At 36.4% G+C, this 21,832-nt stretch carries 25 protein-coding genes; 9 read left to right on the plus strand and 16 right to left on the minus strand.

Features of this window, described 5'->3' with window-relative positions:
- Positions 1 to 75: 75 nt before the first annotated feature.
- Positions 76 to 765, minus strand: a complete 690-nt coding sequence (mecA, locus tag ACSKT4_RS14895; RefSeq protein WP_186871366.1) for an adaptor protein MecA — start codon at positions 763 to 765, stop codon at positions 76 to 78.
- Positions 766 to 1,126: 361 nt separating this feature from the next.
- Positions 1,127 to 1,522 carry a transcriptional regulator SpxA gene (spxA, locus tag ACSKT4_RS14900; RefSeq protein WP_186871367.1) on the minus strand — a complete coding sequence of 132 codons (396 nt, stop codon included), beginning with the start codon at positions 1,520 to 1,522 and terminating at the stop codon, positions 1,127 to 1,129.
- Between the two features lie 319 nt (positions 1,523 to 1,841).
- Between spxA and ACSKT4_RS14905 the strand changes: the two genes are divergently transcribed.
- Positions 1,842 to 2,183, plus strand: coding sequence for a P-II family nitrogen regulator (locus tag ACSKT4_RS14905; protein ID WP_186871368.1), 342 nt, complete (start codon positions 1,842 to 1,844; stop codon positions 2,181 to 2,183).
- A 28-nt stretch (positions 2,184 to 2,211) separates the two neighbouring features.
- The gene (locus ACSKT4_RS14910) at positions 2,212 to 3,519 is read left to right on the plus strand and encodes an ammonium transporter (RefSeq protein WP_186871369.1); all 1,308 of its coding nucleotides are present in this window, start codon (positions 2,212 to 2,214) and stop codon (positions 3,517 to 3,519) included.
- Positions 3,520 to 3,608: 89 nt separating this feature from the next.
- Here the strand turns inward: ACSKT4_RS14910 and ACSKT4_RS14915 are convergent, their stop codons facing one another.
- Together ACSKT4_RS14915 and ACSKT4_RS14920 are read right to left on the minus strand one after the other, a co-directional pair.
- Positions 3,609 to 4,202: a GNAT family N-acetyltransferase gene (locus ACSKT4_RS14915; protein ID WP_186871370.1), complete on the minus strand. Its 594-nt coding sequence runs from the start codon at positions 4,200 to 4,202 to the stop codon at positions 3,609 to 3,611.
- Positions 4,203 to 4,404: 202 nt separating this feature from the next.
- On the minus strand, positions 4,405 to 5,631 hold the full coding sequence (locus ACSKT4_RS14920; RefSeq protein ID WP_465823635.1) for a putative glycoside hydrolase: 1,227 nt from the start codon (positions 5,629 to 5,631) through the stop codon (positions 4,405 to 4,407).
- Positions 5,632 to 5,958: 327 nt separating this feature from the next.
- Here ACSKT4_RS14920 and ACSKT4_RS14925 point away from each other — a divergent pair, with 327 nt between their 5' ends.
- Positions 5,959 to 8,208: an outer membrane protein assembly factor BamB family protein gene (locus ACSKT4_RS14925; RefSeq protein ID WP_465823636.1), complete on the plus strand. Its 2,250-nt coding sequence runs from the start codon at positions 5,959 to 5,961 to the stop codon at positions 8,206 to 8,208.
- A gap of 52 nt (positions 8,209 to 8,260) precedes the next feature.
- Here ACSKT4_RS14925 and ACSKT4_RS14930 read toward each other — a convergent pair whose 3' ends face one another.
- Positions 8,261 to 9,394: a PQQ-dependent sugar dehydrogenase gene (locus ACSKT4_RS14930; RefSeq protein ID WP_186871373.1), complete on the minus strand. Its 1,134-nt coding sequence runs from the start codon at positions 9,392 to 9,394 to the stop codon at positions 8,261 to 8,263.
- Positions 9,395 to 9,629: 235 nt separating this feature from the next.
- Between ACSKT4_RS14930 and ACSKT4_RS14935 the strand changes: the two genes are divergently transcribed.
- On the plus strand, positions 9,630 to 9,914 hold the full coding sequence (locus ACSKT4_RS14935) for a transposase (protein WP_186871374.1): 285 nt from the start codon (positions 9,630 to 9,632) through the stop codon (positions 9,912 to 9,914).
- A 209-nt stretch (positions 9,915 to 10,123) separates the two neighbouring features.
- On the opposite strand, the gene ACSKT4_RS14940 is transcribed toward ACSKT4_RS14935, so the two are convergent.
- Complete coding sequence (locus ACSKT4_RS14940) at positions 10,124 to 10,417, minus strand: DUF378 domain-containing protein (protein ID WP_186871375.1); 294 nt, start codon at positions 10,415 to 10,417, stop codon at positions 10,124 to 10,126.
- A gap of 149 nt (positions 10,418 to 10,566) precedes the next feature.
- On the opposite strand from ACSKT4_RS14940, the gene ACSKT4_RS14945 reads away from it, so the two are divergent.
- Both ACSKT4_RS14945 and ACSKT4_RS14950 read left to right on the plus strand, forming a co-directional pair.
- Positions 10,567 to 10,992, plus strand: a complete 426-nt coding sequence (locus tag ACSKT4_RS14945; protein ID WP_186871376.1) for a pyridoxamine 5'-phosphate oxidase family protein — start codon at positions 10,567 to 10,569, stop codon at positions 10,990 to 10,992.
- Between the two features lie 112 nt (positions 10,993 to 11,104).
- On the plus strand, positions 11,105 to 12,562 hold the full coding sequence (locus tag ACSKT4_RS14950) for an aldehyde dehydrogenase family protein (RefSeq protein ID WP_222619099.1): 1,458 nt from the start codon (positions 11,105 to 11,107) through the stop codon (positions 12,560 to 12,562).
- Positions 12,563 to 12,635: 73 nt separating this feature from the next.
- Here ACSKT4_RS14950 and ACSKT4_RS14955 read toward each other — a convergent pair whose 3' ends face one another.
- Both ACSKT4_RS14955 and ACSKT4_RS14960 read right to left on the minus strand, forming a co-directional pair.
- Positions 12,636 to 13,202 carry an NADPH-dependent FMN reductase gene (locus tag ACSKT4_RS14955; RefSeq protein WP_186871377.1) on the minus strand — a complete coding sequence of 189 codons (567 nt, stop codon included), beginning with the start codon at positions 13,200 to 13,202 and terminating at the stop codon, positions 12,636 to 12,638.
- A gap of 13 nt (positions 13,203 to 13,215) precedes the next feature.
- The gene (locus ACSKT4_RS14960; protein ID WP_186871378.1) at positions 13,216 to 14,274 is read right to left on the minus strand and encodes an LLM class flavin-dependent oxidoreductase; all 1,059 of its coding nucleotides are present in this window, start codon (positions 14,272 to 14,274) and stop codon (positions 13,216 to 13,218) included.
- Positions 14,275 to 14,465: 191 nt separating this feature from the next.
- Between ACSKT4_RS14960 and ACSKT4_RS14965 the strand changes: the two genes are divergently transcribed.
- The 3 genes from ACSKT4_RS14965 to ACSKT4_RS14975 all read left to right on the plus strand — a co-directional run bounded on the left by ACSKT4_RS14965 (position 14,466) and on the right by ACSKT4_RS14975 (position 15,970).
- Complete coding sequence (locus ACSKT4_RS14965) at positions 14,466 to 14,813, plus strand: winged helix-turn-helix transcriptional regulator (RefSeq protein WP_465823637.1); 348 nt, start codon at positions 14,466 to 14,468, stop codon at positions 14,811 to 14,813.
- Positions 14,814 to 15,511: 698 nt separating this feature from the next.
- The gene (locus ACSKT4_RS14970; RefSeq protein ID WP_255488178.1) at positions 15,512 to 15,637 is read left to right on the plus strand and encodes a hypothetical protein; all 126 of its coding nucleotides are present in this window, start codon (positions 15,512 to 15,514) and stop codon (positions 15,635 to 15,637) included.
- A 72-nt stretch (positions 15,638 to 15,709) separates the two neighbouring features.
- A complete protein-coding gene (locus ACSKT4_RS14975; protein WP_465823638.1) occupies positions 15,710 to 15,970 on the plus strand; it encodes a hypothetical protein in 261 nt (86 codons plus the stop codon).
- A gap of 173 nt (positions 15,971 to 16,143) precedes the next feature.
- Here ACSKT4_RS14975 and ACSKT4_RS14980 read toward each other — a convergent pair whose 3' ends face one another.
- The 8 genes from ACSKT4_RS14980 to ACSKT4_RS15015 form a co-directional block, all read right to left on the minus strand.
- Positions 16,144 to 16,839, minus strand: coding sequence for an ABC transporter ATP-binding protein (locus ACSKT4_RS14980; protein WP_186871380.1), 696 nt, complete (start codon positions 16,837 to 16,839; stop codon positions 16,144 to 16,146).
- Positions 16,839 to 17,960: an ABC transporter permease gene (locus ACSKT4_RS14985; RefSeq protein WP_147667939.1), complete on the minus strand. Its 1,122-nt coding sequence runs from the start codon at positions 17,958 to 17,960 to the stop codon at positions 16,839 to 16,841. The genes ACSKT4_RS14980 and ACSKT4_RS14985 overlap by 1 nt, the downstream gene beginning before the upstream one ends.
- A gap of 67 nt (positions 17,961 to 18,027) precedes the next feature.
- Entirely contained in the window at positions 18,028 to 18,486 is a 459-nt protein-coding gene (locus tag ACSKT4_RS14990) for a hypothetical protein (RefSeq protein WP_147667937.1), read from the minus strand.
- Between the two features lie 114 nt (positions 18,487 to 18,600).
- Positions 18,601 to 19,647, minus strand: a complete 1,047-nt coding sequence (locus tag ACSKT4_RS14995; protein ID WP_465823639.1) for a sensor histidine kinase — start codon at positions 19,645 to 19,647, stop codon at positions 18,601 to 18,603.
- A 50-nt stretch (positions 19,648 to 19,697) separates the two neighbouring features.
- Positions 19,698 to 19,997 (minus strand): hypothetical protein, encoded by a 300-nt coding sequence (locus ACSKT4_RS15000; protein WP_186871382.1) that lies wholly within the window; start codon positions 19,995 to 19,997, stop codon positions 19,698 to 19,700.
- The gene (locus ACSKT4_RS15005) at positions 19,990 to 20,520 is read right to left on the minus strand and encodes a winged helix-turn-helix domain-containing protein (protein ID WP_255488179.1); all 531 of its coding nucleotides are present in this window, start codon (positions 20,518 to 20,520) and stop codon (positions 19,990 to 19,992) included. The genes ACSKT4_RS15000 and ACSKT4_RS15005 overlap by 8 nt, the downstream gene beginning before the upstream one ends.
- Positions 20,505 to 20,687, minus strand: a complete 183-nt coding sequence (locus ACSKT4_RS15010) for a response regulator (protein ID WP_255488180.1) — start codon at positions 20,685 to 20,687, stop codon at positions 20,505 to 20,507. The genes ACSKT4_RS15005 and ACSKT4_RS15010 overlap by 16 nt, the downstream gene beginning before the upstream one ends.
- A gap of 191 nt (positions 20,688 to 20,878) precedes the next feature.
- On the minus strand, positions 20,879 to 21,688 hold the full coding sequence (locus ACSKT4_RS15015) for a cupin domain-containing protein (RefSeq protein ID WP_186871383.1): 810 nt from the start codon (positions 21,686 to 21,688) through the stop codon (positions 20,879 to 20,881).
- Between the last annotated feature and the right edge of the window lie 144 nt (positions 21,689 to 21,832).

Here is a 21,832-nt window from a genome sequence, read left to right on the forward strand (position 1 = left end):
ATCACCTCCATCATACTATTTCGATAGAGGTGATGAAATTCCTGCAAAAAAAATAAGATACCTTTAAAAGGTATCCTATGGATTCACAGGGAAATGTAAGCGAATATCAGCAAAAGTAGTAGTATCGAAAATCTTTTTTCCATACTCTTCTAGTACATGAATGGTGATATTTGAATCATCTCCATATTCAAATACACGTGAAATAATATCTTCCTGTGTATGTTCATCTAGCACATCTTGAGAAAATTCCATATAGAGATAGTATTTCCCATTATAATAATATAATGTTTCCTCCTCACTTCCTGTATCATCGTGGAAGTGGTGACTGAGTTGTATAACATCTTCAAAGTCTTTAAAACCAGCGATAATCCATAAATTCTCCTCAACGAAATCTTCATCTGCATCGTCACTATCGCTTTTACCAAACTTTTCTTCTAAGAATGATTCTACTTTCTCATCTACAGGAATATCTATAGTAGAGCCATCTTCATCAATTGGAAATTCTAGATTATCTCCATTTTTAGAAAGCTGCGCCTTTGTAACAACAATTTCTAAGCCTTTTTCTAGAGCATGAACTTGAATCCATAAAGGGCCATCTACATGAAAGTCTTCTTGATAATTCACTTCATCCATCATCTGCCAGAACAATTGTTCACTACGCTCACGATTATACCAAATTTCTTCCCTTTGAAAACCTCGATCTTCAATATCTACATAAGAGATAAAGAATTTTACTGTGTTCTCATTAATTCTTTCGATTTCCATGCAATTCTCTCCCTTCTTTTTCAATCTAGCTCCAGTGACTTGGGAGCTTCACTTAAGGCTATACTCCAAGAGGCGTGTTTACTTTACTCGACTTAAGTGTCCTGCCCATTTATTGCTTACTGGGCTACTTCCCTTTTTTTATATTCAATAGAGCTAGTCTATTCTTATCTATTGAAAAAAGAATACCATCTTATTTATATTGTATGTTAGCATATTGCAATATGAAAATTAATATGCCTATATATAATTATTTAAAATATTATTTTAACTTATTTAACCGAATTTGTCATCATTCTAACATACTAAAAGCGCAGATTCTTGATATTAGGAATCTGCGCTTTTACTTTTGAAAAGATGGTGCTTAATTAACCATTCTTCTAGCTTCCTCTAATTGAAAAGTTCGTACAGTTCTTGGTAAAAACCTGCGAATCTCATCTTCATTATAGCCAACTTGCAGCCTTTTTTCATCTATAATGATCGGTCTTCTTAGTAAGCCTGGATTCTCTTGAATCAAAGTAAATAATTCTTTTAAAGGAAGCTGATCAATATTTACGTCTAAACTTTGAAATACTTTGGAACGTGTTGAGATGATCTCATCTGTACCATCTTCTGTCATCCTTAATATTTCCTTTATTTCATCTAAAGTTAGCGACTCAGAAAATATATTCCGCTCCTTAAAAGGAATTTGGTTGTCTTTCAACCAAGCTTTTGCTTTTCTACAAGATGTACAACTAGGTGAGGTATAAAGTGTTACCATGATACTTCACTCCTCATTACTGTTTACAATTGGTAAACCTTTAATCGGTTATTAAATTAAAATTACTTTAAATAACCTATAAGTATAGTATACATCATTTGTCAAGTAATAGATAGATTATTTTCACTAAAAATATCAAATTCACAAAATCGATATAATTACTGTCTAAAAATAAATTATCCATAAATCCATTCACTAATAACGCCCCTTATAATGTTAGGTTATATTACATTTAAATAAATATTTTCTTGATTTTTTAGAAAAACCCGCTTATCATTTTATTATAATGTTATAAAACCTTACATAAGGAGGGGAGTAAATGAAAAAGATTGAAGCCATAATACGTCCAGAAACATTCCAATCTTTACGTAGTAGCTTATCCGAAATAGGGATAGGCGGTTTAACGATTACAGAAGCAGCTGGTACCGGGAAACAAAAAGGGAAAACCGGATTATTTCGCGGTACTACGTTTCAGCTACAGTTATTACCTAAGCTTAAAGTAGAAACAGTCGTGGATGATAGTCAAGTTGATGAAATAGTCGACATAATCATCAACACTTGTAGCACAGGAACAATTGGTGACGGAAAAATCTTCATCCATCCGATTGAAGAAGTCATAAGAATTCGCACAAAGGAACGAGGAGCACAAGCCATTTTATAACATGAGTTTATGATTAGGAGGGGAAAGAATGAATACAGAAGAATTAGAGTTAGCCATTAACCTAGTATGGGTAATGTTAGGCGCTTTTCTTGTATTCTTCATGCATGCAGGATTTGCGATGGTCGAATCAGGGTTTACTAGATCCAAAAACACGTTAAACATATTAATGAAGAACTTCTTAACCATTAGTGTTTCAGCAATTTTATTCCTTGTTGTCGGGTATGGTTTAATGTTCGGAAGTACTTTTGGCTCTATAGTCGGTTCCGATGGCTTTTTGCTTAGCGGAGTAGAGGATATTGGTTTCTTTGTCTTCCAAGCAATGTTTATAGCCACCTGTGCCACAATTATGTCTGGTGCTGTTGCAGAAAGGATTAAGCTTGGAAGCTATATTTTCATTGTGATAGCTATGACGGCAATTGTTTATCCAGTAGTGGGACATTGGATTTGGCAAGGAGACGGTTGGCTAACGATTCTTGGGTTTAGCGATTTCGCTGGATCTACCGTAGTTCACCTAACAGGAGCTGTAGGCGCATTAGTAGTTGTTCTTATTTTAGGACCTCGCTTAGGTAAATACGAAGGGAAAAAAGTTAACGTTATACCAGGACATAATATCCCTCTCGGCGCGTTAGGTGTCTTTATCCTATGGCTTGGATGGTTTGGATTTAATGGGGGTAGCACACTAGCTGCTGATCCAACATTAGTCCCTATGGTAATTGGCACTACTTTATTATCTACCTCTGCTGCCTTAGTTGCAAGTGCATTATACACCAGATTCCGATACAAGAAAGTGGATGCTTCATTATCTTTAAACGGTGTATTAGCAGGATTAGTGGGAATTACTGCAGGGTGTGCCGAAATATCTCTTGGCGGCTCTATTATAGTCGGTTTAATTTCTGGAGTGATTCTCGTAGAAGGAATTCGATTCTTCGATGCTAAGTTACAAATCGATGATCCGGTTGGTGCAATCACCGTACATGGTCTACTAGGTATATGGGGTACATTAGCTGTAGGTTTATTTTCAACTTCTACTGGCCTGTTTTATGGTAATGGATTTGCACAACTCGGAATTCAAGCCATCGGAGTACTCGCGGTCATCTTATGGGTAGCCGTTACCATTGGTGGATTTACGTATGTATTAAACAAGTTTGTTCCAATTCGTGTATCCAAAGAGGAAGAAATTGCAGGACTTGATTTTGCAGAACACGGTTCTAATGCTTATGACTTCAAAGACACATTGTTAACTAACGATGAAATTGAATCGCCAAATGTAGGTCTTGCATTAGCAGATCGCTTAAACAATATCCCTGTCGGAAACACCGAAGGAAAAACGATATAAAATAAGCAATACACATTGAAAACACTACACTTTTAAACACCACAAACGGTCGTCTTAACCAAAGGTTTAAGACGACCGAATTATAATTATTATTTCATCTGATTTCTATCGATCCTCGATAAAATATCCTCAGACTCTCTGTCCTCATTAAATGTTAATACTTCATCTACTGGTTGGTAAGACTGCCCATAAAGCTGTTCATCTTTATACGTATGAATCGATTCATACATTTTTCTCATTTGCTCATAAATGACTTCTTCCGATTCATCATTCGGTGACCAATATAAAATTTCCATCGGGGTCTCCTCATTAGTCGCCAACGAACGGCGATTATACCCAATTGATTGAGCATGCTTAAACCCTTCACGCTTATAAAAATGAAGTCGTTTTTCGGTATCTGAATCATCATAATCAACCGGTTCTACTTCTAATATTATCGGTTTATTATGTTCTTTTAATTTTTCAATTAATTTATGTCCAATACCTTGTCCTCTCGCTTTAGCTGAAACCCATACATAATCAATAAAAATAAAGGAATCAAATTCAGCATACATCATAACATGATATGGACCATCATCTTTATGGTAAACGTCCCCTTTTTCTTTCAATAACAGTTCCATATGTTCCTTTGATTTCATTTCTTCAATGGGGAAATATTTACTTAATTTTTCATACCAATCCATGGATCTACTCCTTCGTATTTTCTAAAAGAAAGCAAACAAGCTCTTAACGATTTTGTAAAACAATCCTGAAAGCCTTTATGTTGCTAGTATAACGAAAATAGGATTAGATGTTAAATCCCTGTTATACACTTATATCTTCAGTATGTGTAGTTAAACGAAAAAAAGCGAAACTTTTATTTATTGTTTCGCTTTTTTTCGTAAATTATGGCTTATAATCAACATTTTGGGTATATGTGTTACCAGCATTCCAAATTAAGTACTCATTTATTCCGTTATCCTGTAAGGCTTTTATTTGTGCTTCCACTTCTTTTTTTCCATATTTTGTCACTGGTATACCAGTACCATTATAAATCCAAGGTGCTTCAAAATCCTGTATCCATGGTCGAGAGACTGGTCGATTTTCCAATTTAGAAAGTACCTCATTTTCCACTTTAGCGTATTCATCCGTTAAACGATACGGTTCTGCATCAGGAAGTGGGATTCCGAAATAATTATTAGACCAGTGACTTGGATATATCATGGACGAAATGACATCGACATTTTCCGATATCTTGGAGAAGTTTTGACCTATTCCTGGTGCTTCAGGAATTGTAGCTGCATAACCGAAAATATCCACAGACACATCTATGTCATAAGGCTCTAATTCTTGTTTCGCATACGCCACAAAATCTGTAACAGCCTGAACTCGCCGTTGAACATTGTCTTCTTCGCTATCTTCATAAGCACCTTGTGAATAAGTTAAGTCGCCATCCCTACGTTCAAACCCTTCTGGAAATCGAACATAGTCAAACTGAATTTCTTTGAAGCCCATTTCGGCTGCCATTTTAGCAATTTCAACATTATATTCCCAAACCTCTTTTTGGAATGGATTTACAAATGATTCACCACGGTTATTTTTCCAAACAGAACCATTCTCTGTAAACGAAAGATCCGGTCTATTTTTAGCTAACACACTATCTTTAAATACTACAACCCTAGCAATTGGATAAATTTGATTTTCTTCTAAGGTTTTCATCATTTCCTGAATATCTTTAATATAATTTTGACCAATAGCTACAAATGGTGAATCTTCATCAGGTTTAAATGTTAAGTATCCATGGTCTTCCTTAATATCAATAACCATAGCATTCAGATCAGAGTTATTCACCAATTCCACTAACGAATTAAATCGACTACCTCCTGCTGAATGACCGGTTACATAAATACCACGTACTGCATCTGGGTATTCAAAATTATATCCAGAATCAACTACAAAGCGTTTTATAGAAACACCCTGTTCAATTAATTGGATCGATGTTTGTCTTGCTACATGATCATGGGCAAATAATTCTTCGTCCCCGCTACTTTTTTCTGGTATTGCAAACGGAAGTAAAATAACTAGTAGGAGAACAATTGGGATTAATAATCTCTTCAGTTGCTTATTCTTCATTCTATAAATCTCCTATTCCATAAGTGTAGCTTGCTTACGTTAAGTTGATGCAGACAACCTTTCGTTTGCAACCCTTTCAATCTATTATAATGCAGAAACGCTAGATTTTGAATGGAAAATAATAGATTTTTGTCATTCTTTTAGTTGTAATGTCGAATTATTCTCATTCAATCGATAATAAGAACCGAAATGAAAATTTAATTATGGAACATATATCCCTATTTCATCATTTCTTATGAAATTTACATTAAAAGGGTAATTTAACGTTATAAGGGCAAATTACAAAAGAACCTAATGTATAACGTCATAATGAAAGGAGCTTGAAATATGGATAAACAAGTATGGTTTGTTATTGCAGTTGTAGCTATTATCACCGCCGTAGGATTTTTCGCTTTTCAAGGGATAAATGATGACGAACATGCTGAACCTCCAGCTGGCGAAGAAACACAAAACGAAAATGAACAACAAGATACTACTCCGGAACAAACCAAGAATCCAGAGAAAGAGAATCATCAGTCTGTTCAACATACGGACTACACAGGAGAGGTTGCTCCTAAATTTTCTCCTGAAGATTTAGCAGCCGCTCCTACTGACAATTGGATTACAAATGGTGGTGACCTTTACAATCGAAGATACTCACCGTTAGAGCAAATTGATACATCTAATGTTGGTGACTTAAAGCTAGAATGGGTTACTAGCTTGGGTTCAGGTTTAGAATTCAAATATTCCGGTGAGTCAACGCCTCTTGTATATGACGGTGTAATGTTTAATGTCACCGGAGCCAATGTTGTACAAGCTCTTGATGCTACTACTGGCGAAATTATTTGGGAGTATACACCACAGCTTGCCGATGGCCTTGACACTGCTTGTTGTGGTTGGATTAGCCGTGGTGTTGCATTAGGAGATGGAAAAGTCTTTGTCGGACTATTAGATTCCCGTCTAGTAGCACTAGACCAAGAAACTGGTGATGTTGTTTGGGAGACACCCGTTGCTGAATGGGAAAAAGGGTACACCATCACAAGTGCTCCCCTCTATTATGATGGCAAAGTTTACACAGGAGTAGCTGGTGGAGAATACGGCATTCGAGGCTTTTTAGCTGCTTATGATTCCAATATCGGAAGAGAGGTATGGAGAACATACACAATTCCTGCACCAGGTGAGCCAGGATCTGAAACTTGGCCAGACGACAACAATAGCTGGCTAACTGGCGGAGGACCTATTTGGCAGACTCCTGCTGTTGACCCGGAGCTAAATATGATTTATTTTTCAACTGGGAATGCTTCGCCTGACCTTGATGGAAGTAACCGCGAAGGAGATAATCTTTACGCTAACTCCATGCTAGCCTTAGATGCTGATACAGGAGAATACCAATGGCACTTCCAACAAGTGCATCACGATATATGGGATTTAGATCCTGCTAATCCAGTTACATTATTCGATGTAGAAATTGATGGTGAATTGAGAAATGCTATTGCAGAAACAGGGAAAACTGGTTGGGTATATATATTAGATCGCACAAACGGTGAACCATTAATTGGCATAGAAGAACGACCCGTACCGCAGGATGAAAGACAAAAAACGTCTCCTACCCAACCATATCCAATTGGAGACGCACTAGTACCACAATCCATAACAGAGGAAGATATTGAACGAGATTTCCCAGATGATTTTGATGGAAAAGTTGGGGATTTATTTACACCATTCTGGGATGAACCATTAACCATTACCCCTTCCCCTCAAGGAGGAGGTAACTGGCCACCATCTGCATACAATCCAGACACAGAATTGTATTATGTACAAGTAAACAGTAACTATTTTGCCTATGCACACAACGAAGATGACGAAGCGAATATTTTTGATGAAGGGAAAGAATGGATTGGAAGTATTTGGCAGCCGATGGAAGGTGGACCACAGCACGGATTAATAACAGCAGTTGATGTTAAAACCAATACAATTGCATGGCAAGAGGAATGGGAAACCATTGCCTTTAGTGGATTATTAACTACAAAAGGGAATTTACTATTTGCTGGTCATAATGACGGAAGGCTTATTGCCTATAACGCAACGACAGGTGAAGAAATATGGGATTTCATGACTGATGCCGGTGTTAATGCTCCAGCAATGACTTACTCCGTTGATGGAAAGCAATATATTTCCGTCTTTGCTGCTGGGAATTCATTAGCCGGGACTACCCACGGAGATAAAATTTACACCTTCTCTTTAGAAGGAGAATACACATCGTTAGAGGACGTACCAGAAGACGCAATTAATACATCACCTACCGCCGAGGAACAAGACACAGACAATCAGGAAAGCGAAGGACAAACCGGTACAGATGGTGGTGAAGTAGCTGCACAAGGAATTAAGATATATGAGAACAACTGTCTATCCTGCCACGGTGCCAATGGTGTAGGTGGACATAACGGGCCTAACCTTGAAAACCTTGAGATGACCGATGAAGAATTAATTGAGCAAATAAAACACGGTGGTGGGGGTATGCCTCCATTTGAAGGCGTGTTGTCTGAAGAACAAATCGAGGCAGTAAAAGAGTATTTAAAAACATTAATGAAAGAATAAATTAAAAAAGATGGTTCTAGAGTATGTATCAACTAGAACCATCTTTTTAGTTTTAATTAGACGTTTTTTCCGCTAATGGAAGGTGGATTAAACGGTCATCTTTATCAGTCGGTTCTCCCCGATTATCACGATTACTTGTAATGACAAATAATGCATCCTCTTCAATAAACACATCGCGAAGTCGACCTGCTTCATCATAGAAATCCTCCATCACTTGTGTCGCTATATCATACGTTAAAATTCTTTTCCCAGCTAAAGAAGATATATATAATTGTCCATCATGGTAGGCAATACCAGATGGTGCCCAAGTGTCATCACCTGAATGTACTAGCGGACTAACCATACCCTCCGCCTCTTCATCCCCTTCAATAATCGGCCATCCATAGTTTTTACCTGCTTCAATTATGTTAATTTCATCATGACCATCTTCCCCATGTTCAGAGCTATAAAGAACCCCTTGTTCATCCCAAACCAACCCTTGTGAGTTTCGATGACCATAAGAATAGACATAAGAATCTTCAAATGGATTATCGCTCGGAATCTCACCGTTCAGTTCCATACGTAAGATTTTACCAGCTAAACTATCTAAATCTTGTGCTACAGCACCTTGACCAAGATCACCAGTTGTTGCATAGAGCATACCATCTGGTCCAATTTTAATTCTTCCACCATTATTCATTTCCCCACCGGGAATATTATCCAAAATCACATCTTCTTCTTTCCAAGTGGAACCGTCGAGAGCAAGGGTTACGATACGGTTTACCATTTCACCTTCCTTATCATAGGTATGAAATGCAAATGCTTGTTTTGAATTTTCAAAATCTGGCGCTAATGTAAAACCAAGAAATCCAGACTCTCCCTTATGAAGAATATCTTTTGAAACTTCTACATTTTGAACTTCCACTAATCCAAAATCACTATCAATCGAAACAATCGTTCCATCCCTTTGACTTAAATAGAAGGTCCCTGCGTTTTTATTAATGGTCCATGGAATAAATAATTTATTTGCGTTGATGTTGCCATCATCCGATGCTATGACTTCAATGGAATCCTCAAATACCTGAATTGCGTCCTGGTCATTTTTAGCTTGCTCTTTCTCATTATCCGGGCTGTCAAATACAAATAGGAAGATTATTGCAGCAACTACTAGCACCCCTATTAAACTAACTAAACCATACTTCTTCAAAATTCTTTCACCTCTAATTTATTCTTCGTTCAAGCACGAAGGTATTTATAGTTTTATTATTTCCAAATCTTTATTTAGATATACATATTTTCATAGAAATTGGTTACTATTTTCACAGAATGAAAGCATATTAGCGATACAACGTTATAACAAGTAAATCTATTTTCTACAGCACTGGTTGATATTTTTACTAATGTACATACTATATGTGAATATATCTTACTGGGAGGTTATCATGAGAATCCTTTTAATTACAGGAATCGTAATAGGACCCTTTTTAATGTATTATTTATCCAATACATGGAAGAATATCCGATTCCTATTCCACATTGTTGCTATTATTTCTACCATGGTTTTTGGGATAATCGCTTCTTTATCTATCTACCAAATAATCATCGACAATACAGTGTTAATGACGAATATTCATGCTATTTTTTTAAATCCATTCTTCTTACTGTCAGGATCATATATTGGCCTGTATATGCTATACTTCCTATTGACTTTGACAATGAAGCAATGATTTCTACTTATAAACCGTAGAGGCTAACTAAAGTATAATCGCTCCGGAGATCAAACGATTGTTTGCTCAACTTGGTACAGTCAAGCTCGAGCTCCGCCTAATCATGAGCACTCTTAAACGTGCGCCTCACGCATACAGGAGAAACCGTCTCCGGAGCGAATTTATCATTCGTACTCTGTCAAGGGATGTTCATTATGACGACTTATGGCTTATACATCTCTATCTTCTTCCCTAACGCGAGAAAAATCGTCTTCTTCACCAAACTCAGTACCATAATTAAGTCGTCCAGTACCAGTAGTCTCCCTCTCATCAGCCGGTTCGAATAATAAGGTGATACAATATAAACCACTTAAACCAACTAACGAATAAACAATTCTAGAAAGCAACGCATCTTGCCCACCAAAAAGTGCAGCTACCAAATCAAATTGGAAAAGTCCAATTAAACCCCAGTTAATCGCACCTATGATTACTAGAGCTAATGCAATTCTTCTTAATGCTTCCATCTATTCTTCACCTCCCTTAATCAAAGTAACAGTCATTATTATCATCCACCTTAATGTATTGGTTCATACCAATATATAGCTAAAAATTATGGTTATTTTCTTTCCACTAACGGAATAATGAGAATGATACTGATTAAGGAGTGAGATTAATGACAAAAGATGAACTGAAAATAGCAATCCAGCACATACTAAGCGATAGCAATGTAGGTATTATGGCAACAGTTCAAAACAATAAACCACACGCACGCTATATGACATTTTCTAATGAGGAATTAAATCTTTATACGGCAACAGATGAGAATACACATAAAGTAGACGAATTAGAAAACAACCCTTATACACACATCCTTTTAGGTTATGAAGGAGAAGAATATGGAGATGAGTATGTGGAGTATGAAGGGAAAGTTCATATTTCCGATTCGTTAGAATTAAAACAGAAACTGTGGAATACGAATATGGAGAAATGGTTTGATGGACTACATGACCCAAACTATACCGTATTAGAAATTAAACCTGATCAAATTAGATTAATGAATAAAAAAGGTGAAGAACCAATGATTTTAGACCTACCGTAACCTGTCGTAAGTAGATTTGCTGTTAAGCAGATAATTTGATGTTAAAACGATTTCAGTACTATCATCAAGAAGTAAGAAGATATCGAATTTATCCGAAAGGAAGCGAATCATCTTGGAAAAATATACAAGACAATTTATAGCTGGAGAATGGGTTGAAGGTTCAAGTAATAGTGTGGTTACCAACACGAACCCATATAATAATGAAGTAATAAACGAAATAAAGGGTGCCTCTAAAGAAGACCTTGATCGTGCATTTAAGTCCGCTAAGGAAGCACAGCAAGAATGGGAAGCAAAACTCCCAGATGAAAAGCGTACGATTCTTGAGAAGGCAGCACAAATATTTATTGAACGGAAAGAAGAAGTAATTGATTGGTTAGTAAAAGAATCTGGTAGTACAAGAATAAAAGCGGAAATTGAATGGGGTGGTACGGTCGCTACGTTAAAAGAAGCTGCTTCATTCCCTTATCGTGTCACAGGGTCTATATTACCTTCCAATGTACCTGGAAAAGAAAATCGCATCTATCGTTCCGCTAAAGGTGTGGTAACCGTAATTTGCCCTTGGAATTTCCCATTAGTCTTAACAATGCGCTCCGTTGCTCCTGCGATAGCAACAGGGAATAGTGTCGTACTAAAACCCGCATCATCAACACCTATAACATCCGGATTTTTAATAGCGGATATTTTGGAGCAAGCAGGGTTACCAAAGGGTGTACTAAGTGTTGTCGTAGGTAAAGGCTCAGAAATTGGTGATGATATTGTCGAACATCCTATTTCAAAACTTGTATCATTTACCGGATCTACAGAAGTAGGAAGAAGAATTGGCGAAATTGCTGGACGTACATTGAAGGATGTAGCACTTGAATTAGGTGGAAATAATGTCCTAATTGTACTGAATGATGCTGATATAGAACGGGCAGCCGAAGCAGCTGCATTTGGTGCCTACTTACACCAAGGACAAATATGTATGTCTTTAAACAGAGTGGTAGTAGATGCTAGTATTTATGATAATTTTGTCGAAGTATTTAAAGAAAAGGTAAGTCAATTAAAAGCTGGAGACCCGTCCGATCCAGAAACAGCAATTGGCCCTTTAATTAACCAAAGTGAAGTTAAAAGGATTCTCAAAGAGATAGAAAATAGTGAGGCCAAAGGTGCAAAAGTAGTTATTGGTGGACAAGCGGAAGGTAACGTACTTTACCCAACCATTCTAAAAGATGTCACAAATGATATGCCTGTTGCCCAAAATGAAATGTTTGGACCGGTATCATCAGTTATAAAAGCTAAGGATGAACAAGATGCCATCCGCATTGCGAACGATTCCCCCTATGGTCTAAGCGGTGCCGTATTTAGTGGTGATATTCATCATGGTGTCAAAGTTGCCAAACAAATTGAAACTGGAATGATTCATGTGAATGACCAATCTGTCAATGAAGAAGCACATGTAGCATTTGGTGGAGAAAAAGGGTCGGGTGTTGGTCGATTCGGTGGCGAATGGGCAATTGAGAAATTCACGACCGTTAAATGGATTAGTGTTCAAGAAGAAGAGCGTTTCTATCCATTCTTTAAACAGTAAAATAAACAAGAAGGAGGGTAAAATCATCCAATGATGACGTTGCCCTCTTTCTTTTGTCCTTAAACCACAGAGGTTAAAAATCATACATCGCTTCTTTTTCATCACGTATTTTCTTATAGGTTTCCATTAGTGTAATCGTATCTTCTACTAAACGATTTATCCGGAATAGGACATCATCATTTCTAATTTCTTTTAAATAGAAATCCTTTTCTTCAATAAATACATAGGTCTGTACTATCTGGGCCTTCATGTAAGCCAAAATAGGTTTTAACTGTTGTTCTGCTATGAGAAAATGTTTCGCCGATCCAGCTGTTACGATCATACTAACTATCTTGTCACGGAATGCATTGATAGGGAGTAAATCAAAAATATTCTTTAAGGTTGCCGGTATAGACGCTTGAAATATAGGTGTTCCTATTATTATAGCGTCAGCTTCCATAATGGTTTTCGTTACATACCCTGTGTCGCCTTCATATTCCAAGTAATTTCGGCCGTCACTAAATTGAATATCATAGTCAGCCAAATCAATTACTGTCACTTCCACATCTGGATATGTTTCAGAAAGAGATTTTACTGCATAATTCATTGCTGTTCTCGTTTTAGATCCAACTTTCGATCCTGACAATCCTACGATTTTCATCTCGTTTACCACCTTATTTCTTTGCTGTATATTTTCTGATTGCTGGTAAAATTTCATTACCAATCAACTCAATATTTTTCATTAATCGGTCAAATGGTACCCCGCCAAAATCAATCTGTGCAATATAGCGCTGGTGTCCAAATTGTTCATGTTGATATAGGATTTTTTCGATAATTTGTTGAGGACTACCTACATTTATAATACTTCGTGAATCAACACTTTGTGCAAATAGCTGCTTGGCAAATCCTTGACCATTTGTTCGCTTCATTCCTTCATTTATATGTGGATACATATCCTTTAAAGCTTGTTGGGACGATTCTGCCGCATAAAAGAATCCCGCTGTGGCAACAGGTAGTTCTTCTGGATTATGTCCACCAAGCCTTGCTGCTTCACGATAGGCATCAATCGTTCGTTTAAACACTGAAACCGGTCCACCTAGATGGGCCATAAACATTCCAATACCAGCATATCCGGCCTTCATCGCACTAGCTGGAGTTCCGCCAACAGCACGCCAAATTGGCATTTTACCATTCTTCGGTCGCGGAAGCACTTTGGCATTTTTTAGTGGGGCACGAAACTCACCGTTCCAATTCACAACTTCTTCTTCATTAATCTGAAGTAGAAGATTAAATTTTTCCTCAAATAACGCTTCATAATCCCGAATATCATAACCTAAAAGTTCAAAAAGTCCCACTCTTGAAGCACGCCCAGCAATAATTTCCGTACGGCCTTTGGAAATTAAATCCAATGTGGCAAAATCCTCATACACTCGTACCGGATCAGACGTTGAGATTATAGTAGATGAACTCGCAATTTTAATGTTTTTTGTTGCTTGTGCTATTGCTGCTAAAACAACAGAATGAGCTTGTGTTGCAAAAAATTCTTGGTGACTTTCCCCAACGCTAAAAAAGTCAATTCCCGCTTGATCGGCAAGCTTAGCATATTCAATAATTTCCTGAATTCTTTCTTCTGCTGATATCCGATCACCTGTTATTGGATTCGGCAAGTGATCACCTAATGTATAAATACCAAACTCTAGCCCTTTCGCCGGATCGATTCTATACTTTTCCATTTTCCCTTCCGCCTTTCTCACCTGCATTACATTTATGATTAATGGTATAGGTTTAGTGTTCCCTCTTTTATTTATAAGGTATCTTTTATCTTTCTTCTTCCTATGTTATTATGAACAATAGAACCCGCTCTCGCAAGTACGCACTTTAATGTAATATAGTATCAAAAAGGATACTATTGGAGGTGTTTATCATGACGATTGAACCAGAACAGTGCAAAGTAGAAGATGCACTGGGCATTCTAGTAGGAAAATGGAAACCCATTATTTTATTACATCTTTTGGATAAGGGAACCAAACGATTCAGTGAATTAAAACGGAATGTACCCGGCATTACTCAAAAAATGTTAACAAAGCAACTACGTGAGCTAGAGGAAGAAGACATTGTGGAACGAGTCGTATATCCTCAAGTACCACCAAAGGTTGAATATTCTATTACGGAATATGGAAGAAGCTTAGAACCGATCTTATCTGCCATGCATGAGTGGGGAAAGAATCATACACTGCACAAAATGAATAAACAAAGCAAAAAGAGTTCTTAAGCATTTATGAAATGATTTATTAAGGATGCTATGTATAGGATGCTTATAATACATAGTTCAGACTAGGATACCACCCTTTTTAGGAAGAATTTACTCTTCTACTTGATTTTCCAAATAAAGCTATATATAATAAAAAAAACTCAATATCGTTAGCAATGAAAAAGGCGTAGTACTTTTACCCACTGATTTCCAGAGAGCTTGTGGCTGGTGTAAACAAGCATCAAGGTAAATAGGAATTGGACTTTGGAGCTTATTTTTAATGAAGTGATCTTAACTGTTTAAGATAATTAGGGTGGCAACGCGGGGCGTGTGTCATGAAACTACAAAACTTTTCAATTAAAGAAGATAATATAGATTACATTATTTTAGAATTTACAATAAGAAACAGCTGATTATGAAGTTATAAGTACTAAAAACAGCGGGAATTAATTCTTAAATGGTTAGCAACTATCGTTAAAAAATAAAATAACAGCAAAAACAGGATAGTAAAAAGGAGCTTGATTAGACAAGCTCCTTTTCATATGAATTAAATCGCATTCTTATTCACTAAATCCCTCATTAGTACAACAAGAAAAGGAAGTAATAGTTATTTAACTGTAAAGTAACTCTTATTACTTTCCTAAAAGTCATTAAATTACTAATTAAGCCATATCTATGAGTAACCGGTAACTTTTTATTCAAAGATTGGAGGAAAGTCAATGGTATTTAACGATATTCAAAAATTCCATGACAAGAAACAGAGGGAAGAAGTAAAAAAGAAAACTATAATAAGAGATCAAGTTATCGAAAAGTTCTTCTCCATTCATACCCCTAATGACATTTGAAATAAAATCAAGGAAGCAATAAATAAAGAAAGATTACCATCATTTTCATGTGATTATTTATTACGCTCAAGCTTGGAAGAAGGAACTAATCAAAATTATATTGAAGTTAAGAAACAAGATGAAGGAAATTCATACCTTTTAGTTGATCTAGATTTCCACAATATTAAACTTGACGATTACGATTACTTAAGTTTGTCACCAGTTTATAAAAAATTCAAGAAAGAACTAAAATCTGATTTCTACTTTAAAATCGATGGCAGAACAGAAGACGGCAACATTAGAATAGAATTCACTAAAGTAGATAAACCCCTTTTATCTAGATTTTTTAATTGAGACTCTGTTAAAATTAATTTTGAAAATAATAAAGAAACAGAACTTCAAATTTGTGGAAGTTCTGTTTCAGTAATATATTCTTCTTTTACTAAAATCCTGTTAGTTAAAGAACTTAATCCCCTTCCAACAAAACACTAATTCCATTGCCCTTCTTATTCCATTGACTCCATTAGTTACCGAATAGCAATCTGCTCATCTAGTAATGTTAAATTTCCGTCTATGATTTGATATACTTTATCACAATACTTCAATAAGCGTTCATCATGAGTGACCATAATAGCAGCTTTATTTCGAGCTTTCAATCCACTAGCCATCAGTTCAACAATTTCAAAGGCACGTTGTGTATCAAGACTAGCTGTAGGTTCATCAGCAAGAATAATGTTTGGATTATTCATTAATGCACGAGCAATCGCTGTTCGCTGCCGTTCTCCCCCTGAAAGCTGATCAGGATATTTAGTTAATTTATCAGCTAAGTCTACTTCATCTAATAAATCTTTAGCAAAATGTTTATCTTCCTTTGTAATAGAACCCTTCATTTTCTTTACAACTAAGAGCTGGTCGAAAACGGTTAAGTATGGCACAAGATTCGAAGTTTGCAAAACAAAGCCAATCTGGTCGAGTCGTAATTTTGAAAGTTCCCTGGGCTTCAAATCAGATAGATTGGTTCCATTAATAATTACGTTACCTTCAGATGGTTGCAGCAGAGCACCTGCAATGGAAAGAAAGGTACTCTTACCTGAACCCGATGGACCAATGACCGCTGCAAATTCCCCAGGTTTAACCGAAATAGAAACTTGGTTTAAGGCAGTTAACTTCCTTTCTCCTTCTTGATAATATTTAGATACATTTTCAAACTGAATTCCTTTCATTACTCAACCCTCCCAATCGCTTGAAGTGGATCTATCTTCGTTATTTTTCGAACCGATAGAAGCGAACTTAATACAGACACAACTAACAATACGATCGCATAGCTAATTACGAGCTTAGGGTCAAGTGCAAAAGGCATCCCCTCTGGAAGAATCATAGCTGTTCCATATGTAAGTAAAATTCCTACTCCAATACTAATAACAGCTAGGAGGAATACTTGGGAAACTACTGCTCGTCCTAGAAATCCATTACCTGCTCCAATCGCTTTCAAAATACCAAATTGATTTGTTTTTTGTAACGTCATAACATAGAAGAAAACGGTAATGACAAATGCAGAAATGGCGAGAAGAAAGCCAAGCATCATCATAATTGTTCCATTTTCAGCAGTATAACCTGGTATTCCATTAATGGCTTCTTGTTTCGTTGCTGTTTCAATTCCTTCCACTGATTGATTGATATCTTCCAGAATAATATCTTCCCCTTGAAGCATAATCGCATTTACCGGGTTAATTACTCCCATATCTGAACCTGGTGCTGCAAAGTGGATTTTACGCCATGCGTCCATTGTCATAAAAATTGCTGGCAAATGGTTAAATGACTCATTTTCAACAAAGCCAACAACTTTAATTATCTCATCTGTACCTTCAATTTCTAGAGTATCACCCAAATCAATGCCTTGATTCTTTAATACATCGTTGACAATGACTTCTTGATCATTTCCTTGTACAAGTTTTTCCCCCTCAATGACTTCAGGCTCTAAAAATGTCCCTGGATTGATACCAAGTAGAGAAACATCAATTTTTTCATCCTCCGACGTCGCATTTTCTCTTAGAACCACTGCCGTTTGAGAACCCATTGGGGCAGCCTCATTCACATGTTCTAGTCTTTTTAGATCTTTGGATAAATCCTCCGATATAACTGACCTTAACATGGAATGCCGGGAGCCTTCCTCAAAGATAACATAATCCGCATCCATATTTTTAAACGTTGCCGCACTAAGTGCAGATAAGCCGTTTCCTAGTCCCGATAATATAAAAACAAGCCAAGATATTAAAACTAGAATCATACCAATCATAATAAATCGTAATTTGGCATGTTTAAATTCTCTTAATGCTAGAAACATAATTTCACCTCTAAGTTGTATTTTAGCACGTAGACTGCTTATTTTAACCTCTTATATGTAACTCTGTTTAAACCAAACGTAAGCCAACAACAATAATAATACCAACACCAAGTATTGTAGAGATTAATAGAAAGTTTGCATACAATTTCATAAGTTCTGCAAGCGCCTTTTCCTTTTTTAGTGGGATACCTTCCAGCTTTCTAGTTAATTTCACACTGTACATGGATACTAAAATAATTGTAAGCAGGATAATCAACGTCCCGCCCTGTTCCATGATCGTTATATAAAGCGGCATTGAACTTCGATTAAATTGTAAAACCATGTAAACACCTGATAATAGAATCAGTGCTAAACTAGGAAGAACACCCACCATCACCCATCTTTGAATTCCCTTCACAACTGGAGCTAAATCCACTAATTTCCTTTCATCTTTTGCTAAACCTTTTAATAGATAGCCAAGTGCAAAAAATGAACCTATCCAGATTGCAACACCAAAAATGTGAAGAATATAGCTTAAAGAATACAATACTTACATCCTTTCCTCTTTGTCTACTGTGCTGCGGTCTATCATAGCAAGCGAATATGAACAATATGTTAACAAGCATCATTTTTTTATGCGGGATACATAGTGGCCTAAAGCTTAGTTTAGCGGGAGGTTAAACGAGAAAGTCGTCCCTTCACCTGGCTTTGTTTGAACTTTTATTTCCGTTTCATGTAGGTCTATAATAGATTTAACAATTGCTAATCCAAGTCCAGCTCCTGATTTATTCGAGCGAGCCTCATCAACCTTAAAGAATCTCCTCCATATTAGATCTAATTGCTTCTCTTCTATACCAATTCCATTATCTTGTATATAGACGTACACATATGGTCTTTCTTCAGTAAGTTTGATGTCAACAACCGACTGTGAACTTGAAAACTGAATGGCATTATGTAGGAGATTCACAATTACCTGTTCTATCCGCTCTTTATCTGCATTAACATAGTAATCTCGATTAGTGTGTAAACGTATTTGCAGTTGTTTTTCCGTACAATGCGGTTCCAACTTATCAATAATTGTATTGATTTGATGCGTTAAGTTATAATTCGTTTTCAATAATTTATGATGACCTTCCTCTAATTGATTCATATCCAATGTATCATTTACAAGTTTAATCATTCGTTCGGTCTCCTCTTTCATGAGACGATAATAATAGTCGTGTCTATTATTGGGTATGGTACCATCCATAAGTGCTATGATAAATCCCTTTATAGATGTCAAAGGTGAGCGTAATTCATGGGACACATTAGAAATATACTGCCTCCGCATTGTTTCTAAATCATTCAGTTCATCTGCCATATGGGTAAAAGATTTCGCCAACTGGCCAATTTCATCATTCGATTGATAACGGACAGAATTTGAAAAATCACCTTTCGCATAGTGTCTTGCAATTTCACTCATTTCTCTTAGTGGAGCAGTTATTCTCTTTGACATAAACCATAAAACAACTCCCGCAAACATGATTGCAATGAAGAATGTAAATAAAATCATCCAAATAACCTGCTGATATTCATGGTTTAATTCATGGAAAATCATAACCATGATCGGTTGCTCTACTTCATCTATACTCGTGGAAAGCATAGTGGCAATCGTATATCGCAGCTCTCCATTTTCAAACCCTCCCTCGGACACTTTATTACCCATCATGACTTCGTTTAAAATGTCATTTTGGATTGGGATATACGTAGAGGCTTGATTTAAGTTCGGTCCAAAGATTTGTCCCCCCTCTCATCGACAAGATAAATATGATAGCCTGGTTGATAGAGCGAATAACTTAGTATTTCAGCAGTTTCGCTGTGACTCCAATTGAATTCCTTTTGATTAGAAAGCTGTTTTTCGACCTGTACATATTGGTGTTGGTAGATTTCTTCATATTCTTCGTAAAGATTTAAATGAAATAAATAAAAAAAGACAGCGATAAATAATAAAAATGAAAGTACAATAATCAACGAATAGCTGATAAACAATCTTGAAAAAATAGAGTTTTTCTTAAGCATTCGAATTCACCTCAAACCGATACCCGACTCCTCGAATCGTAGCAATAGACCAATCAGCGCAATGTACAGCTAATTTATCTCGGATTCGCTTAATGTGAACATCAACGGTACGAGAATCTCCATTAAACTCATATCCCCATACCCTATCCAATAACTGCTGTCTCGTGAGAACCTGATTCGGATTCATTGCTAAGTAATAAAACAATTCCATTTCTTTTGGTGCCATTAGTACTTCCTCATTATTTATCAGGATACGATATTCCTTCATATGAATTACAATATTACTAAATTGGAGTGTGTCACTATCACTTTCTGATAAGATAGTTCTCCGTAATATGGTTTTCACACGGGCCGTTAATTCGTTTGGATCAAAAGGTTTAACAACATAATCATCTGCCCCTATATCCAATCCATTAATAATGTCGTAGGTCTCTCCTTTACCTGTCAGCATGATAATGGGGACCTGTTTATCCTCTAGTCGGATCGTTTTACAAACTTCCCAGCCATTCATTTTAGGTAGCATGATATCGAGAAGGATACAATCAGGCGACTCACTAAAAAAAGGTCCAGTCCTTCTTCTCCATCAGAAGCAGATATAGATGAAAATCCAATCTTATCCATATATAACTGAATTAATTCTACAATATTTGAATCGTCTTCTATAATTAAAACTTTAATAGGCCGTTTCATACAATCACTCCTCTCGTTTATTATCTCATAGTAATATGAACAAAAAATTAATAATAAATACGAGGGTCTGATGCCATGTCCAGTCGAGTACTTATTTTAATCTATTATCCATTTTCATTTTCCTTTAAAACAAAACCAAAAAGGAATTTCATCAAACAAATGAGAAATTCCTTTTTTCACTAAGAGTTACGTTACATATTCTTACTTTGCTGAAGAAGTTTTGATTCTCCTGTACGTTCCCATTCTTCTACTGTTTCATATGCTGTTTCCGGAGAATAACCTTTTCCGACGAGAACTCCCATGAGAATAAATTCTTGAAGGATATGTGTAGGATTTATCCCTCTCTTAACGTCCTCTAATCCTTGTCTCACTAAAAAATCTGTGTACTGTACCCATTCATCTGGTGTTCTACCAAAATAAGTTTGATTGGACGAATTGTGACCTTCTTCCGCAGCCATTGCATCTGCTTTCGTATGTTGAATCGTTCCAAATGGATGTTCTGGAGGTGCATAAATCGTATACAACTTTAACGGTTTATTTCCAGTATTAGTCAAGTTATGCCACGTACCAGCAGGCACCATAATAGCATAATCTTCAGAAACTCTCCTTTCGAAGTTCAAATTATTTTCAGTTTCGCCCATTTGAACAAGCCCCTGACCTTCTTCAATACGTAGAAATTGATCCACATTTGGATGGACTTCTAAACCAATGCTCTCCCCAACACCTATACTCATTAATACGACTTGCAAATGGTTTCCAGTCCACACTGCCGTGCGGAAAGTACGGTTCTTTTCCGCGGCATTCTCTATATTGATTACAAATGGCTGTTTCCCTTGATCTTTGAATCCCATATTATCTGCTCTGTCTTCTACTTGCATGGGTTGATACCAATTCTCTATATTTGTTGTTTGTGGGTAACCCCAATATATAGGCTGTTGACGAATATAAGGCATTGGAACATTTACATAGTAATTCGGACCCGTATAAGGTGAAAAATACATTTTACCACTCCTAAATTATTGTCATAAGTATCCTATGCGTAATTATCACTAAAGGTCCTAGTTACGTTTATATGATCATTAAAAAAGGATGATTTCAGAGAATCACCCTTTTAACCATCTTATTTTATTCAGTTCCTGCTACGA

Source organism: Ornithinibacillus liuyingii (assembly GCF_055550225.1).